Source organism: Kitasatospora cheerisanensis KCTC 2395, from assembly GCF_000696185.1.
Lineage (GTDB): Bacteria > Actinomycetota > Actinomycetes > Streptomycetales > Streptomycetaceae > Kitasatospora > Kitasatospora cheerisanensis.
Genome location: NZ_KK853997.1, coordinates 5542562 through 5556266, shown reverse-complemented (window position 1 = coordinate 5556266; position 13705 = coordinate 5542562). Strand labels below are relative to the sequence as shown.

The 13705-nt window shown below is 74.8% G+C and carries 11 protein-coding genes and 2 pseudogenes; 1 reads left to right on the top strand and 12 read right to left on the bottom strand.

Annotated features, from left to right (window positions below; genetic code table 11):
- Positions 1-28: 28 nt before the first annotated feature.
- The 8 genes and pseudogenes from KCH_RS25235 to KCH_RS46170 form a co-directional block, all read right to left on the bottom strand.
- A complete protein-coding gene (locus KCH_RS25235; RefSeq protein ID WP_244305426.1) occupies positions 29-877 on the bottom strand; it encodes a regulatory protein RecX in 849 nt (282 codons plus the stop codon).
- Positions 878-944: 67 nt separating this feature from the next.
- Positions 945-2042, bottom strand: coding sequence for a recombinase RecA (gene recA / locus KCH_RS25230; protein WP_035866737.1), 1098 nt, complete (start codon positions 2040-2042; stop codon positions 945-947).
- A 229-nt stretch (positions 2043-2271) separates the two neighbouring features.
- Positions 2272-3195, bottom strand: coding sequence for a hypothetical protein (locus KCH_RS25225; protein WP_035866735.1), 924 nt, complete (start codon positions 3193-3195; stop codon positions 2272-2274).
- Positions 3192-3725, bottom strand: coding sequence for a SigE family RNA polymerase sigma factor (locus tag KCH_RS25220; protein ID WP_035873605.1), 534 nt, complete (start codon positions 3723-3725; stop codon positions 3192-3194). Before KCH_RS25220 ends, KCH_RS25225 begins: the two co-directional genes overlap by 4 nt.
- 94 nt (positions 3726-3819) lie before the next feature.
- A complete protein-coding gene (locus KCH_RS25215; RefSeq protein WP_244305425.1) occupies positions 3820-5115 on the bottom strand; it encodes an AI-2E family transporter in 1296 nt (431 codons plus the stop codon).
- Between the two features lie 34 nt (positions 5116-5149).
- Positions 5150-5344: a DUF3046 domain-containing protein gene (locus tag KCH_RS25210; RefSeq protein ID WP_035866732.1), complete on the bottom strand. Its 195-nt coding sequence runs from the start codon at positions 5342-5344 to the stop codon at positions 5150-5152.
- Between the two features lie 26 nt (positions 5345-5370).
- Positions 5371-5724: a S8 family serine peptidase gene (locus KCH_RS46175; RefSeq protein WP_051653428.1), complete on the bottom strand. Its 354-nt coding sequence runs from the start codon at positions 5722-5724 to the stop codon at positions 5371-5373.
- 161 nt (positions 5725-5885) lie between these two features.
- Positions 5886-6437, bottom strand: a pseudogene (locus KCH_RS46170) (S8 family serine peptidase); the annotation flags it as partial.
- 616 nt (positions 6438-7053) lie between these two features.
- Here KCH_RS46170 and KCH_RS25200 point away from each other — a divergent pair.
- Positions 7054-11699: pseudogene (locus KCH_RS25200) on the top strand (ATP-dependent helicase).
- An 18-nt stretch (positions 11700-11717) separates the two neighbouring features.
- On the opposite strand, the gene KCH_RS25195 reads toward KCH_RS25200, so the two are convergent.
- The 4 genes from KCH_RS25195 to KCH_RS25180 form a co-directional block, all read right to left on the bottom strand.
- The gene (locus KCH_RS25195; protein WP_035866731.1) at positions 11718-11921 is read right to left on the bottom strand and encodes a hypothetical protein; all 204 of its coding nucleotides are present in this window, start codon (positions 11919-11921) and stop codon (positions 11718-11720) included.
- Positions 11922-11973: 52 nt separating this feature from the next.
- Positions 11974-12342, bottom strand: a complete 369-nt coding sequence (locus KCH_RS25190; protein WP_030457965.1) for a helix-turn-helix domain-containing protein — start codon at positions 12340-12342, stop codon at positions 11974-11976.
- Between the two features lie 315 nt (positions 12343-12657).
- A complete protein-coding gene (locus KCH_RS25185) occupies positions 12658-13143 on the bottom strand; it encodes a CinA family protein (protein ID WP_035866730.1) in 486 nt (161 codons plus the stop codon).
- Complete coding sequence (locus KCH_RS25180) at positions 13136-13672, bottom strand: CDP-alcohol phosphatidyltransferase family protein (protein WP_084224262.1); 537 nt, start codon at positions 13670-13672, stop codon at positions 13136-13138. The genes KCH_RS25185 and KCH_RS25180 overlap by 8 nt, the downstream gene beginning before the upstream one ends.
- Between the last annotated feature and the right edge of the window lie 33 nt (positions 13673-13705).

Genomic DNA, 13705 nt, shown 5'->3' with positions numbered 1-13705 from the left:
GCGCGTCGAGGGCCGACAGCGGCCCTGCTCAGCGGCCGTCCGGCTCCGCGTCCAGCGCCTCCCGCACCACCCGGTACGCCAGGCCCTCCGCGTAGCCGCGCCGGGCCAGCACCCCGACCAGCCGCCGCGTCCGCACGTCCCGGTCCAGCCCGGCGGTGGAGCGCAACTTCCGTGCCACCAAAGCCCGGGCGGCCTCCGACTCGTCCTCGGCGTCGACCTGGAGCAGCGCCCGTTCCGCCGCCTCCCCGGTGACGCCCTTGGTGCGCAGCTCCTGGGCCAGCGCCCGGCGGGAGAGTCCGCGCACCGCGTGCCGGGACTCCACCCAGGCCTCGGCGAAGGCCGCGTCGTCGATCAGCCCGACCTCCTCCAGCCGGGACAGCACCTGCTCGGCGACCTCGTCCGGGATCTCCTTGCGGCGCAGCGCATCGGCCAGCTGCTTGCGGGACTTGGCGGCTCCGGTGAGCAGCCGCAGGCAGATGTCGCGGGCGCGCTCCGCCGGGTCGCCCTGCTCGGCGGTCCGCCTGCGCCGCTCCGGCCGCGCGCCCGGCGCGGACTCCGGTTCGCCGTCCGGCCGTTCGGCCCTGGCGCGCCGCTTCGGCCGCGGCCGCTGCTGCGCCGGTTCCGGTGCGGCGGGCGGCAGTTCGCCCAGCGCGCTGCGCCGTCGGCGGCGCCCCCCGGCGAGGTCGGAGGCCCGCATCAGCCCGGGCAGTTCCCCGGCCGGCGCTGGCTCCCCCGCCGGCGGCTCCTCGGCCGCCGGGGGCTCTTCGGCCACCGCCGCGAACCAGTCGGGCGGGCCGGCGGGGTCGTCGTCCTCCTCCGCGACGGCCGCGAACCAGTCCGGCGGGCCGGAGCTCTCCGCCTGTTCTTCTCCCCACACGCCCGCACCGGGCCCGTCCTCGGACGGACCCGGTGCCGGGTGGTCAGCGTGCTGGTGCGTCAACGGTTCAGCCCTTGGCGGCGGCCGCCGTCTTCTTGGCCGCGGCCTTGGCGGGCGCGGCCGCGGCGGGGATCTCCACCGCGGGGGCGTCGCCGTCGGCCTCGACGGGCTTCGGGCCGATGCCCAGCTTGCCCTTGATCTTGGCCTCGATCTCGTCGGCCAGCTGCGGGTTGTCCTTCAGGAAGTTGCGGGCGTTCTCCTTGCCCTGGCCGAGCTGGTCGCCCTCGTAGGTGTACCAGGCGCCGGACTTGCGGATGAAGCCGTGCTCCACGCCCATGTCGATCAGGCCGCCCTCGCGGCTGATGCCCACGCCGTAGAGGATGTCGAACTCGGCCTGCTTGAACGGCGCGGCGACCTTGTTCTTGACGACCTTGACGCGGGTGCGGTTGCCGACCGCCTCGGTGCCGTCCTTCAGGGTCTCGATGCGCCGGATGTCGAGGCGGACCGAGGCGTAGAACTTCAGCGCCCGGCCACCGGTGGTGGTCTCGGGGGAGCCGAACATCACACCGATCTTCTCGCGCAGCTGGTTGATGAAGATCGCGGTGGTGTTCGACTGGTTCAGCGCACCGGCGATCTTGCGCAGCGCCTGGCTCATCAGGCGGGCCTGGAGGCCGACGTGCGAGTCGCCCATCTCGCCCTCGATCTCGGCGCGCGGCACCAGCGCGGCCACCGAGTCGATGATCACCAGGTCGATCGCGCCGGAGCGGATCAGCATGTCGGTGATCTCCAGCGCCTGCTCACCGGTGTCCGGCTGGCTGACCAGCAGGGCGTCGGTGTCCACGCCGAGCTTCTTGGCGTACTCGGGGTCGAGCGCGTGCTCGGCGTCGACGAAGGCGACGGTGCCGCCGGCCTTCTGGGCGTTGGCGGCCAGGTGCAGGGTCAGGGTGGTCTTGCCGGAGGACTCGGGGCCGTAGATCTCGATCACTCGGCCGCGCGGGATACCGCCCACGCCCAGCGCCACGTCGAGGGCGGTGGACCCGGTGGAGATCACCTCGACCGGCTCGTTCGCCTTCTCGCCGAGGCGCATCACCGAGCCTTTGCCGAACTGCCGTTCGATCTGGGCGAGTGCGGCCTCCAGGGCCTTCTCGCGGTCCGTTCCTGCCATGGCTTCCACCCTCGGGTTCTGTGCGTTGCGCTTCATCGTCATCGACGCTAGCGCGTCCCACCGACAATCGGCCCCGGACGGGCTCGGCCTGTGGAAAACTCTGCGCCGAAGCGTACAAAGAACATACGTTCGAATCCAGTCTCGCACCCCGTCGCGCCGTCCGACGCACCGCGGCCCCGCCCCCGGGACGGTGGGAGCGGGGCCGCGGGTGGGGCCGTCCTGGCGGCTGCTAGCCCAGCAGCTTCGTGCCGGCGTCGGGCAGCTTGGCGCCGTTCTTGTCCCAGAACTGCCAGGACACGACCTTCTTGCCGGGCTGCTCGGCCACCACCAGCCGGTGGTAGGGCGAGTCCCCCACCGTGACCAGCTGCGGCTCGACGACCGAGCCGTCCGACCAGGTCACCACCACCTTGCCGACGTCCGGTCCGAGCGACATCACGGCGAGCCTGATCGGCAGCGGGCCCGGCGTGCCGGACTTGTCCGACGGCCCGAGGATGCCGCCGCCGAAGGTGTTCGCCATCCGCGGGTCGAGGTGCCCGGGCGCCGGGTAGCTGCCCTGGGTGTCGTACTTCTGCCGCACCCCGTCGAAGGTGACGTACTCGTTGACGACGTCCTCGTTCGGCTGCCAGTACTGGTGGACGTAGGCCTCCGTCGGCTTCTCGATCGACGGGTCGACGGCGTGCCGCTCCTGCCAGACGGCCACCGCCTGCTCGTAGGCCCGCTCCTTCGGGGCGAGCGGCCAGAGCGCCTCCCAGAGCTTCCACTCCTTGCCGTCGACGGTGCCGTGCCCGATCTCCACCCGGACCGGCGTGAACGGGTCCCGCGCGGCGGCCGGCGCGTCGCCCGGCGTCAGCGCGGGGGCCCCGCCGGTGCCGCCGCCGGTCCCGCCGCCGGGCGGGACGAGCGCCTGCACGGTCCGGTCGTTCCCGGCGAAGCCGTGCAGGCCCGCGGCCGTGCCGCTGCCCAGCGCCACCACGGAGGCCAGCGTGAGCGCGCCGACCAGCGTCCGCCGGCGGCGCCGGATGCGCCGGCCCCCGGCGACGATGCCCTCGACCGGCACGGAGCCGATCCTCACGTCCGCCGCCGCCGCGGCGAGCCCCAGCTCGACCGACAGGTCCCCGCCGGCACCCGGGATTCCGTTGCCACCCGCAGTCACACCGCACCTCCGATACGCGTCATGTCCGTCAGATCCCGCAGCCCCGCGGTCTCCCGCAGCTTCGCTATCCCCTTGGCCGCGTGGCTGCGCACGGCCCCCGTCGAGCAGCCCATCGCGGCGGCCGCCTGGCTGTCGCTCAGGTCCTCCCAGTGCCGCAGCACCACGGCCTCGCGCTGCCGGGGCGGCAGCGCCGCGAGCGCGGCGAGCAGCGCCCGGCGCTGGTCCGCGCGGGCGTACCCGTCGTCGGACCGGGCCGTGTCCGGCACGGCCTCCACCAGGACCTCGGGCGCCCGGCGCCGCCAGCGGCGGGCGTGCTGGTTGACCATGATCCGGCGCACGTAGCTGTGCGGGTCGTCCGCCCGGCGCACCTTCGACCAGGCCGCGCAGGTCCGCTCCGCCGCCGACTGCGCCAGGTCCTCGGCCGCGTGCTGGTCGCCGGTCAGCAGGTACGCCGTCCGCAGCAGCCAGGGCCAGGCGCCGACGATGAAGGCCCGGAACTCGTCGTCCGGGCTTGTCTGTTTGTCGCCCATGAACACCTCCTCGCCCATCAAGAGCCCGGCGGCGCGGCAAACCGCTTACCCGGTCCGGAAAAGGCGTGCTCGGGGCGTGGACGGGACGCGGCCGTCAGTCCTCGGACCGCTCCTCCCGCGGCTGGTCGCCCGTGTTGCCGGACACCATCCGCCGCAGCCGCCGCACGGCGTGCCGGCGCCGTTCCCGGCGCTCCTCGCCGCGGTCGATCCGCGGGTCGTCCTCGACCTCGTAGCGGCGCACGTAGGTGCCGACGAAGCCCTGCAGGGTCGCGGCGGCGGGGATGGCGATCAGCGCGCCGACCGCGCCGAGCAGCGCGGCGCCCGCGATCACCGCGCCGAACGCGACGGCGGGGTGCACGTCGACGGTCTTGGCGGTGATCCGCGGGTGCAGCAGGTAGTTCTCGATCTGCTGGTAGACGGTCACGAAGACGAGCACCCACAACGCGTCCACCGGCCGGTCGCTGAGCGCGACCAGGACGGGCAGCGCGCCCGCCAGGTAGGTGCCGATGGTGGGGACGAACTGCGACATGACGCCGACCCAGACGGCCAGCGCGGCGGCGTACGGGAGTCCGATGATCGCGAAGAACGCCCAGTGCGCGAGGGTGGAGACGAACGCGAGCACCGCCCGCGAGTACAGGTAGCCGCCGGTCTTGGCGAGCGCGATCTCCCAGGCGCGCAGCACCTCGCCCTGCTTGGCGGGCGGCAGCATCGAGCAGACGGTGCGCCGCACCCGGGGGCCGTCAGCGGTGAAGTAGAAGGTGAACAGGCCGACGGTGAAGGCCTGGAAGAGTCCGCCGACGACGGTGCCGGTGACGCCCCAGACGTTGTCGGCGGCCTGCTGGGCGTACTTCTCGATGGTCCCGGAGTCCTTCAGCACCTGGTGCTGGAGCTGGTCGAGCGACAGCTCGGTGTGGAAGGTCCGGTTGATCCAGTCGATCAGGTCGTGGAGCATCTGCGGCAGCTTCCCGGCGACCTGGGTGACCTGGTCGACGAGCAGCGTGCCGAGCGCGGTGAGGAAGCCGGCGACGGCCAGGCCGACGCCGATGAACACCAGGAAGGTGCCGAGGCCGCGGCGCACCCCGCGGGCGGCCATCCGGTCCACGGCCGGCTCCATGGCGAGCGACAGGAAGAACGCCACCAGCAGCATCACGAACAGGTTGATCAGCTGGTGGAAGGCCCAGTCGGCGAGCTGGAAGAGGCCGACGCAGACCAGCGCGAACAGCATCGCCCGGGGCAGCCAGCGCGGCATCGCGCGGCTGTTCCAGTCGCCGCGGCGCGGCTGCCCGTCGCCGGGGTCGGCGGTGTCGCCGCCATTGCTCCGGCCCGGTGGGGCGCTCGCGGGGAGGTGTTCGTCGGACAGTCGGTCGGGGGTCTCTGCACTGCTGGCCACCGGCCAAGTCTCACCCACCGCCCGGCCGATCGGGTCACCTCAGGCGATCTGACACTCCCTGGGTGACGCAGACCACGCGCCACACGTCCTTGGCCTCCCAGCCGGCGTCGAGCGCCTGGCGGACGGTGCGGCCGCCGAGCTCGGACATCACGTGGTCCTGGGCGAACGACTCCGCGTAGCCCTCGCCGAAGTGCAGGTGCATGCGTCGCCAGAACTCGGTCAGCCTCATGCGCCCCAGTATCCGGCACCGGCCGGTCAGCTCGGCAGCGCGAGGATGCCCGCCCCGTAGCGTTCGTGGTCCTGGCAGCCGATCGGCAGGCTCCGGGCGCAGTTGGCGTCGGCGGCGCGGGCGAGCGCGGCGGCGATCCGGTCCGGGCCCCAGTCGGGGTGCTGGGCGGCGACCACGGCGACGGCGCCGGTGACGTGCGCGGCGGACATCGAGGTGCCGGCCAGGGCGGCGTACTTGCCGCCGGGCCAGTCGGAGACGACGGCGCCCTCGGTGCCGCCGTCGGGGTCGCCGCCGGGCGCGGCGATGGCGATCCGGCCCTGGCCGTAGTTGCTGTAGGAGGCGGGCAGGCCGTTGCGGTCGACGGCGGCGACGGCGACCACGCCGGGGAGTTCGCCGGGCAGCCGGACGCACTCGGTGCCGAGTTCGCGGTCCTGCGGGGGCCGCTGGTGCGGTCGTTGGGGCTGCGGTGGTCGGGGCGGTCGGCGGCGAGGTCCTGGGCGTCGTTGCCGGCCGAGGCGACCACCACGGCGCCCTTGCGCTGGGCGTAGGCGACGGCCCGGCCGACGGCGGCGATCAGGGCGGCCTGGTCGGCGTCCTCGGGGCAGTTGTACTTCCACGGGTCGCCGAAGTAGCTGTCGTTGATGGCGCGGGCGCCGTGGTCGGCGGCCCAGAGCATGCCGCAGACGATGTTCTCGGCGTAGTACTGGCCGAGCGGTCCGAGCAGCCGGACGGCGGCGATCCGCACCCCGGGGGCGACGCCGGTGACGCCGTGGCCGTCGCGGGCGGCGCCGACGATCCCGGCGACGTGGGTGCCGTGGCCGCTCTCGTTCATCGCCGGGTCGGGCCGCCAGGCGCCGCTGCGGGCGTCGGGGCGGCCGTCGGCGCAGGAGGCGGAGGCGGCGGGGTCGACGGCGGCGCGCAGGTCGGGGTGGGTGTCGTCGACGCCGGAGTCGAGCACGGCGACGGTGACCTTGGCCAGCTGCTGGGCGGCGGGCACCGCGCCGGTGCGGTCGGCGGAGCTGTCCGCGGGCCGGCCGAGCGGCGGGCGCAGCAGCGCGGCGCGTCCGGCGGGGCGTTCGACGGCGCCGATCATGGCGAGGTTCCAGTCGCTGCGCTCGCCGGGGTCGGGAACGGTGGCGGTGGAGTCGTCCCCGCCGTCGACGGCGTCGGTGGCGGGGCCGCCGGTCCCGAAGGCGGCGCCGGCCAGCGGCCGGGGCGGGGAGGGCACGGGGACGGTGCGGGTGGCGCCGACGGCCGCTATCCCGGGCCGGGCGCGGAGCCTCTCGGCGAACCGGCCGCCGGCGTAGGCGAGCACGGCGCCGATCTGCGGGTAGCCCTGGACGACCTGCCCGCCGGCCGACCGGACCTGCTCGGCGGCGTGGTCGGCGCCCTGGGCGTCGGTGCGCTCGTCGAGCACCAGGTAGCTGAGGTAGGTGTCGTCGGCGCCGGTGACGTAGGGGACGGCGCCGCCGAGCAGCAGTCCGCTGAGCAGGGTCGCGCCGAGCATGCGGACGCTGCGGCGCCGGGGGGCGCTGTCGGGGGCCTGGCTCACCTGCTCCATCGCACGCTCTCCGCTCCTGGCCGGGTCGGACGCCGGGGGCCGCCGTCCGGTTCCTCACCATATGGGCGATTTGTACGATTTGCTGTGCGGGTTGCGGCAGACGGTGACCGTCCCGTGACCTGTCAGCACGTCGGGGCACCATGGGTGCATGGCCACCTCCGCCCCTGACGCATCCGGCACCCCGAACCCGCTGGACGGCTTCGCCCCGGCCACCCGCGCCTGGTTCACCGGCGCGTTCGCCGCCCCCACCGAGGCCCAGTCCCGCGCCTGGACGGCGATCGGGCTGGAGACGGACGTCCTGGTGGTCGCCCCGACCGGCTCCGGCAAGACCCTGGCGGCCTTCCTGTCCGCCCTGGACCGGCTGAGCGCCACCCCGCCCCCGGCCGACCCCAAGCGCCGCTGCCGGGTGCTCTACATCTCCCCTCTGAAGGCCCTCGCGGTGGACGTCGAACGCAACCTGCGCGCCCCGCTGGCGGGCCTGCGGCAGGCCAGCGTCCGGCTCGGCCTGCCCGAGCCCGAGGTGCAGGTCGGCATCCGCTCCGGCGACACCCCCGCCGCCGATCGGCGCAGGTTCGCCACCCACCCGCCGGACATCCTGATCACCACCCCCGAGTCGCTGTTCCTGCTGCTCACCTCCGCCTCCCGGGAGGCCCTGCGCGGCATCGACACGGTGATCCTGGACGAGGTGCACGCGGTGGCCGGCACCAAGCGCGGCGCGCACCTGGCGCTCAGCCTGGAGCGGCTGGACGAGCTGCTGGACCGCCCCGCCCGCCGGATCGGCCTGTCCGCGACCGTCCGCCCGGTCGAGGAGATCGCCCGCTACCTCAGCCCGCAGCGCGGCGCGGCAATCGTCCAGCCCGGCAGCGACAAGCGCTTCGACCTGTCCGTGGTGGTCCCCGTCCCCGACCTCGCCGACCTGCCCACCACTCCTGCCGAAGAGTCCGACCCGCAGCGGCTGGGGGCACCTCCCAGCCGCCAGGCTGGGGGCTCCTCGATCTGGCCGCACGTCGAGGAGCGGATCGTCGACCTGGTGCAGGCGCACCGCTCGACCATCGTGTTCGCCAACTCCCGCCGCCTCGCCGAGCGGCTGTGCAACCGGCTGAACGAGATCGCCTACGAGCGGGCCACCGGCGCCCCGCTGCCCGAGGCGCACTCCCCCGCCGAGCTGATGGGCGGCTCCGGAGCCGCCGCCGGCGCCCCGCCGCTGCTCGCCCGGGCCCACCACGGCTCCGTCTCCAAGGAGCAGCGCGCCCTGGTCGAGGAGGAGCTGAAGGCCGGCCGGCTGCCCGCCGTGGTCGCCACCTCCAGCCTGGAGCTCGGCATCGACATGGGCGCCGTCGACCTGGTGGTGCAGGTCGAGTCGCCGCCCTCGGTCGCCTCCGGCCTGCAGCGGGTCGGCCGCGCCGGACACCAGGTCGGCGCGGTCTCCACCGGCGTGGTCTTCCCCAAGTACCGGGGCGACCTGGTGCAGTCCGCGGTGGTCACCGAACGGATGCGCTCCGGCGGCATCGAGGCCCTCCGGGTCCCCCGCAACCCGCTGGACGTGCTCGCCCAGCAGCTGGTCGCGATGACCGCCCTGGACACCTGGGACGTCGACGAGCTGCTCGCCGTCTGCCGCCGGGCCGCCCCGTTCGCCACCCTCCCGCAGTCCGCGTTCGACGGCGTCCTCGACATGCTGGCCGGCCGCTACCCCTCCGACGCCTTCGCCGAGCTGCGCCCCCGCCTGGTCTGGGACCGCGTCGCCGGCACCGTCACCGGCCGCCCCGGCGCCCAGCGCCTGGCCGTCACCTCCGGCGGCACCATCCCCGACCGCGGCCTGTTCGGCGTCTTCATCGCCGGCGCCGACCCCAAGAAGGGCGGCGGCCGGGTCGGCGAGCTGGACGAGGAGATGGTCTACGAGTCGCGCGTCGGCGACGTGTTCACCCTCGGCACCACCTCCTGGCGGATCGAGGACATCACCCACGACAAGGTCCTCGTCACCCCCGCCCCCGGCATCCCCGGCCGGCTCCCGTTCTGGAAGGGCGACTCGCTCGGCCGCCCGCTCGAACTCGGCCGCGCCGTCGGCGCGTTCGTCCGCGAGGTCGGCGCGATGGAGCCCGCCGCGGCCACCGCCCGGCTGCGCGCTGCTGGCCTGGACGACTGGGCCTCGGCCAACCTGCTCGGCTACCTCGCCGAGCAGCGCGAGGCCTGCGGCCACCTGCCCGACGACCGCACCATCGTGGTCGAGCGCTTCCGCGACGAACTCGGCGACTGGCGGATCGTCGTCCACTCCCCCTTCGGCGCCCAGGTGCACGCCCCGTGGGCGCTGGCCATCGGCGCCCGGCTGCGCGAGAAGCACGGCCTGGACCCGCAGGTGATGCACGCCGACGACGGCATCGTGCTGCGCCTGCCCGACGCCGACCTGCTGGCCGACTTCCCCTCCGGCATCGCCGCGCCGCCCGCCGACGAGGCCCCGGTCGGCGCGGACGCCGCCGTCTTCGACTCCGGCGAGATCGAACAGCTGGTCACCGACCAGGTCGGCGGCTCCGCCCTGTTCGCCGCCCGGTTCCGCGAGTGCGCCGGCCGCGCCCTGCTGCTGCCCCGCCGCAACCCCGGCAAGCGCACCCCGCTCTGGCAGCAGCGCCAGCGCGCCTCCCAACTCCTCGAAGTGGCGGCCGAGTACGGCTCCTTCCCGATCGTCCTGGAAGCCGTCCGCGAGTGCCTGCAGGACGTCTTCGACGTCCCCGGCCTGGTCGAGCTGATGGGCGACCTCGAGTCCCGCGCCGTCCGCCTGGTCGAGGTCACCACCCCCGAGCCGTCCCCGTTCGCCCGTTCCCTGCTGTTCGGCTACGTCGCCCAGTTCCTGTACGAGGGCGACTCCCCGATCGCCGAACGCCGCGCCGCCGCCCTGTCGCTGGACTCCCGGCTGCTGTCCGAACTGCTCGGCCAGGCCGAACTGCGCGAACTCCTCGACCCGCAGGTGCTCGCCGACCTGGAGGCCGAACTCCAGCGCCGCACCCCCGAGCGCCGGATCAAGGACGCCGAGGGCGTCGCCGACGCCCTCCGCCTGCTCGGCCCGCTCAGCGAGGCCGAACTCACCGAGCGCGGCGCCGAACCGCTGTGGGCGCTGGAACTCGAGTCCGCCCGCCGGGCGATCCAGGTCCGGATCGGCGGCGAACTGCGCTGGTCCGCCGTCGAGGACGCCGGCCGCCTCCGCGACGCCCTCGGCACCCCGCTGCCGGTCGGCGTCCCCGAGGCCTTCACCGAGCCCGTCAAGGACCCGCTGGGCGACCTGCTGGCCCGCTACGCCCGCACCCACGGCCCGTTCACCGCCCACGACGCCGCCGAGCGCTTCGGCCTCGGCACCGCCGTCGTCACCGGCACCCTGCACCGCCTCACCGCCGCCGGCCGCCTGGTCCAGGGCGAGTTCCGGCCCGACAGCCAGGCCACCGCCCCCGAGTGGTGCGACGCCGACGTCCTGCGCCGCCTGCGCCGCCGCTCGCTGGCCGCCCTCCGCCACGAGGTCGAGGCCGTCCCCACGAAGGCGCTGGCCGCCTTCCTCCCGCAGTGGCAGCACCTCGCCGGCCACCGCCTGCGCGGCGCCGACGGCCTCTACCGGGTCGTCGAACAGCTCCAGGGCACCGCCCTGCCCGCCTCCGCCCTGGAGAAGCTCGTCCTGCCCGCCCGGCTCACCGACTACTCCCCGACCCTGCTGGACGAGCTGATGGCCGCCGGCGAGATCGGCTGGTCCGGCGCGGGCTCACTGCCCGGCAAGGACGGCTGGATCAGCCTCCACCTGCCGGAGAACGCCCACCTGCTGCGCCCCGAGCCGCTGCCGCTCACCCCCGGCCCGGTCCACACCGCCCTGCTGGAGGCCCTCACCGGCGGCTACGGCGCGTTCTTCCGCCAGCTCGCCGAACGCGTCCCCGACACCCCGGACGGCGAGATCGTCGAGGCCCTGTGGGACCTCGTCTGGGCCGGGTACGTCACCAACGACACCCTCGCCCCGCTGCGCGGCCTGCTCGGCTCCGGCCGCACCGCCGGCGCGACCGCGCACCGCGCCCCCCGCTCCACCCCGCGCGGCCGCTACGGCGGGCGGCCCGCGGCCTGGCCCGCCCGAGCTCCCGCTCCGGCCCGCCGACCGCGGTCGGCCGCTGGTCCCTGCTGCCCTCCTTCGGCGGCGACCCGACCGTCCGGGCCGCCGCGCAGGCGCAGGCCCTGCTGGACCGGCACGGCATCCTCACCCGCGGCACCGTCGCCGCCGAACGGATCCCCGGCGGCTTCGCGGGCGTCTACCGGGTGCTCGCCGCGTTCGAGGAGCGCGGCAAGGCCCGCCGCGGCTACTTCGTGGAGGGCCTCGGCGGCGCGCAGTTCGCCATGGAGGGCGCCGCGGACCGCCTGCGCTCCGTCAACTCCCGCCTGGAGCGGGCCAGTGGCGACTGGTCGACGAGCACCCCAGCGGAGGCCCCGCAGGCCGTGGTGCTGGCCGCCGCCGACCCGGCGAACGCCTACGGGGCGGCGCTGTCCTGGCCGGAGCCCCCGGAGGACACCACCGCCGCCCACCGCCCCGCCCGCAAGGCCGGCTCCCTGGTCGCCCTGGTCGACGGCGAGCTGGTCCTGTACCTGGAGCGCGGCGGCAAGTCCCTGCTCGCCTGGTCCACCGACGGCCCCGTGCTCACCGCGGCCCTCGCCGCTCTGACCCGACCGGTCACCATCGAACGCGTCAACGGCCACCCGGCCCTCACCAGCCCCCTCGGCCCCCACCTCGAAACGGCCGGATTCCACCCCACCCCCAAGGGCTACCGGATCAGGTGAGGCGCACCCGGGCGCAACTCACTGCCCCGGGTCGCGGTCCTCCGGTCGGCGCGGTGCTCGCCGGTCCACCCGCGCGTGCACCGGAATCAGCCCGATCCCCCACCATCCGGCCGCGAGCATGCCGAGGGCGGCACCGCCGTCTCTCGCGGTGCCGCCCGTAAGCAGCAGTATCAGACCCAGGCCGGCCAGTGCCGTCGCACCCAGCAGCAGCGCACTCCGCATTGCGACCCTCCTTCACCCGGCGCTCCGCGGGAGCGGAGCGGGCGAGGTCCGGTCAGGCCGCCACCACGTCCATCGCCGCCTTCGGCGAGATGGATCCGGACCGGTCGACACCGGGAGCCGGCAGCGGAACCGGTTCGAGCACCGGCCTCAGCAGATCACCCTCGGAGAGGGTGGCCATCGCCGCAAGTTCGGCGAGCGACAGTTCGTCGCTGACCTCGCGCATGACCTCCGACATCCGCACGTCGAGTGCGTCGCAGATGGCGGAGAGCAACTCGGAGGACGCCTCCTTCTGACCCCGCTCGACCTCGGAGAGGTACCCGAGCGAAACCCTGGCGGCTGCCGACACCTCGCGGAGTGTGCGGCCCTGGCGCTGGCGCTGCCGACGCAGCACATCGCCCAGCAGGCGACGGAGCAGAATCATCGGTGCCTCCCTCCTCGGACTGCGGATCGAGATGTCACGACCCCACCGTACCGCCTTGCCCGCGTCCCGTGCGGGGACCGGGGTCGTGTTCACTCTGGGCTGCAAGGCGCCCCCTCCCCTGTTCTTCCCCTTCCGGGCCGTCGAACCACCCGTGACGGGCAGATGTCCGGCTCCGGACGCCCGGTCGACGTCCGGTGGACGGGCGGGCGGCCCGGCCGGGTTCGGCCCGGCCGGAGCATCCGGTCTAACACGTTCCTCCATCGGCTGCGGCGGGTTCGCGGGATTCCCCCCGACCCGCCGGATTCTCGCTACGGCTCAGTGCCCGGCCCCGGGCCGGGTCAGCCGGCGGAGCAGCAGGTCCAGCGCGGCCTCCACCGACTGGTGCCGGATGGTGTCACGCCCCCCGGACAACCGGAGCGGGAGTGCTTCTGTTCCCCGTTCCCCGGCGAGCCCGACGTACACGGTACCGACGGGCTGCCCGTCCTGCGGGTCGGGCCCGGCGACGCCGGTGGTGGCCAGCGCCCAGTCGGCGCCGAGCAGCCGCCGCACCCCCTCGGCCATCTGCCGGGCCACCAGCGGGTGGACCGGCCCGTACACGTCGAGCAGGCCCTCGTCGACGCCGAGGACGGACGCCTTCAGGTCGGTGGCGTACGCGGTGACCGAGCCGCGGAACGCCGCGGAGGCGCCGGGGACGTCGACCAGGGTGGCGGCCAGCAGGCCGCCGGTGAGCGACTCGGCGACGGCCAGGGTGGCGCCGTCGGCCCGGAGCGCCGCCAGCGCCCGGGCGGCGAGGTCACTCACCGGCACGCTCCCGGGCGATGCCCTCGCGGCGCAGCCGGACCGCCTGGATCAGGTAGTCGAGGCCGGTGCCGACGGTGAGGACCACGGCGATCGCCATCATCACGGCCCGGGCGGTGGCCAGCGGGCCGGTGAGCACCAGGACGTACATGCCGACCGCGATGCCCTGGGTGAGGGTCTTCAGCTTGCCGCCCCGGCTGGCCGGGATGACCGCGTAGCGGATCACCCAGAACCGCATCAGGGTGATGCCGAGTTCGCGGGCCAGGATCACCACGGTGACCCACCAGGGCAGGTCGCCGAGGATCGACAGGCCGATCAGGCCGGCGCCCATGATCGCCTTGTCGGCGATCGGGTCGGCGATCCGGCCGAAGTCGGTGATCAGGCCCTTGCTGCGGGCCAGTGCCCCGTCGAACACGTCGGTGATCATGGCGACGGCGAACGCCGCCCAGGCGAACGCCCGCCACTTCGGGTCGTGCCCGCCGTCGGCGAACAGCAGCGCGGCGAACACCGGCACCAGCAGCAGCCGGAACATCGTCAGCACGTTGGCGATGTTCCACAGGCCGGG

Bases quoted from the DNA above. Each gene is read 5' to 3' on its own strand.
- KCH_RS25210 (WP_035866732.1), bottom strand. From the start codon at position 5,344: ATGAGGCTGACCGAGTTCTGGCGACGCATGCACCTGCACTTCGGCGAG.
- KCH_RS25190 (WP_030457965.1), bottom strand. From the start codon at position 12,342: ATGATTCTGCTCCGTCGCCTGCTGGGCGATGTGCTGCGTCGGCAGCGC.
- KCH_RS25195 (WP_035866731.1), bottom strand. From the start codon at position 11,921: ATGCGGAGTGCGCTGCTGCTGGGTGCGACGGCACTGGCCGGCCTGGGT.
- KCH_RS25220 (WP_035873605.1), bottom strand. From the start codon at position 3,725: ATGGGCGACAAACAGACAAGCCCGGACGACGAGTTCCGGGCCTTCATC.
- KCH_RS25180 (WP_084224262.1), bottom strand. From the start codon at position 13,672: ATGTTCCGGCTGCTGCTGGTGCCGGTGTTCGCCGCGCTGCTGTTCGCC.
- recA (WP_035866737.1), bottom strand. From the start codon at position 2,042: ATGGCAGGAACGGACCGCGAGAAGGCCCTGGAGGCCGCACTCGCCCAG.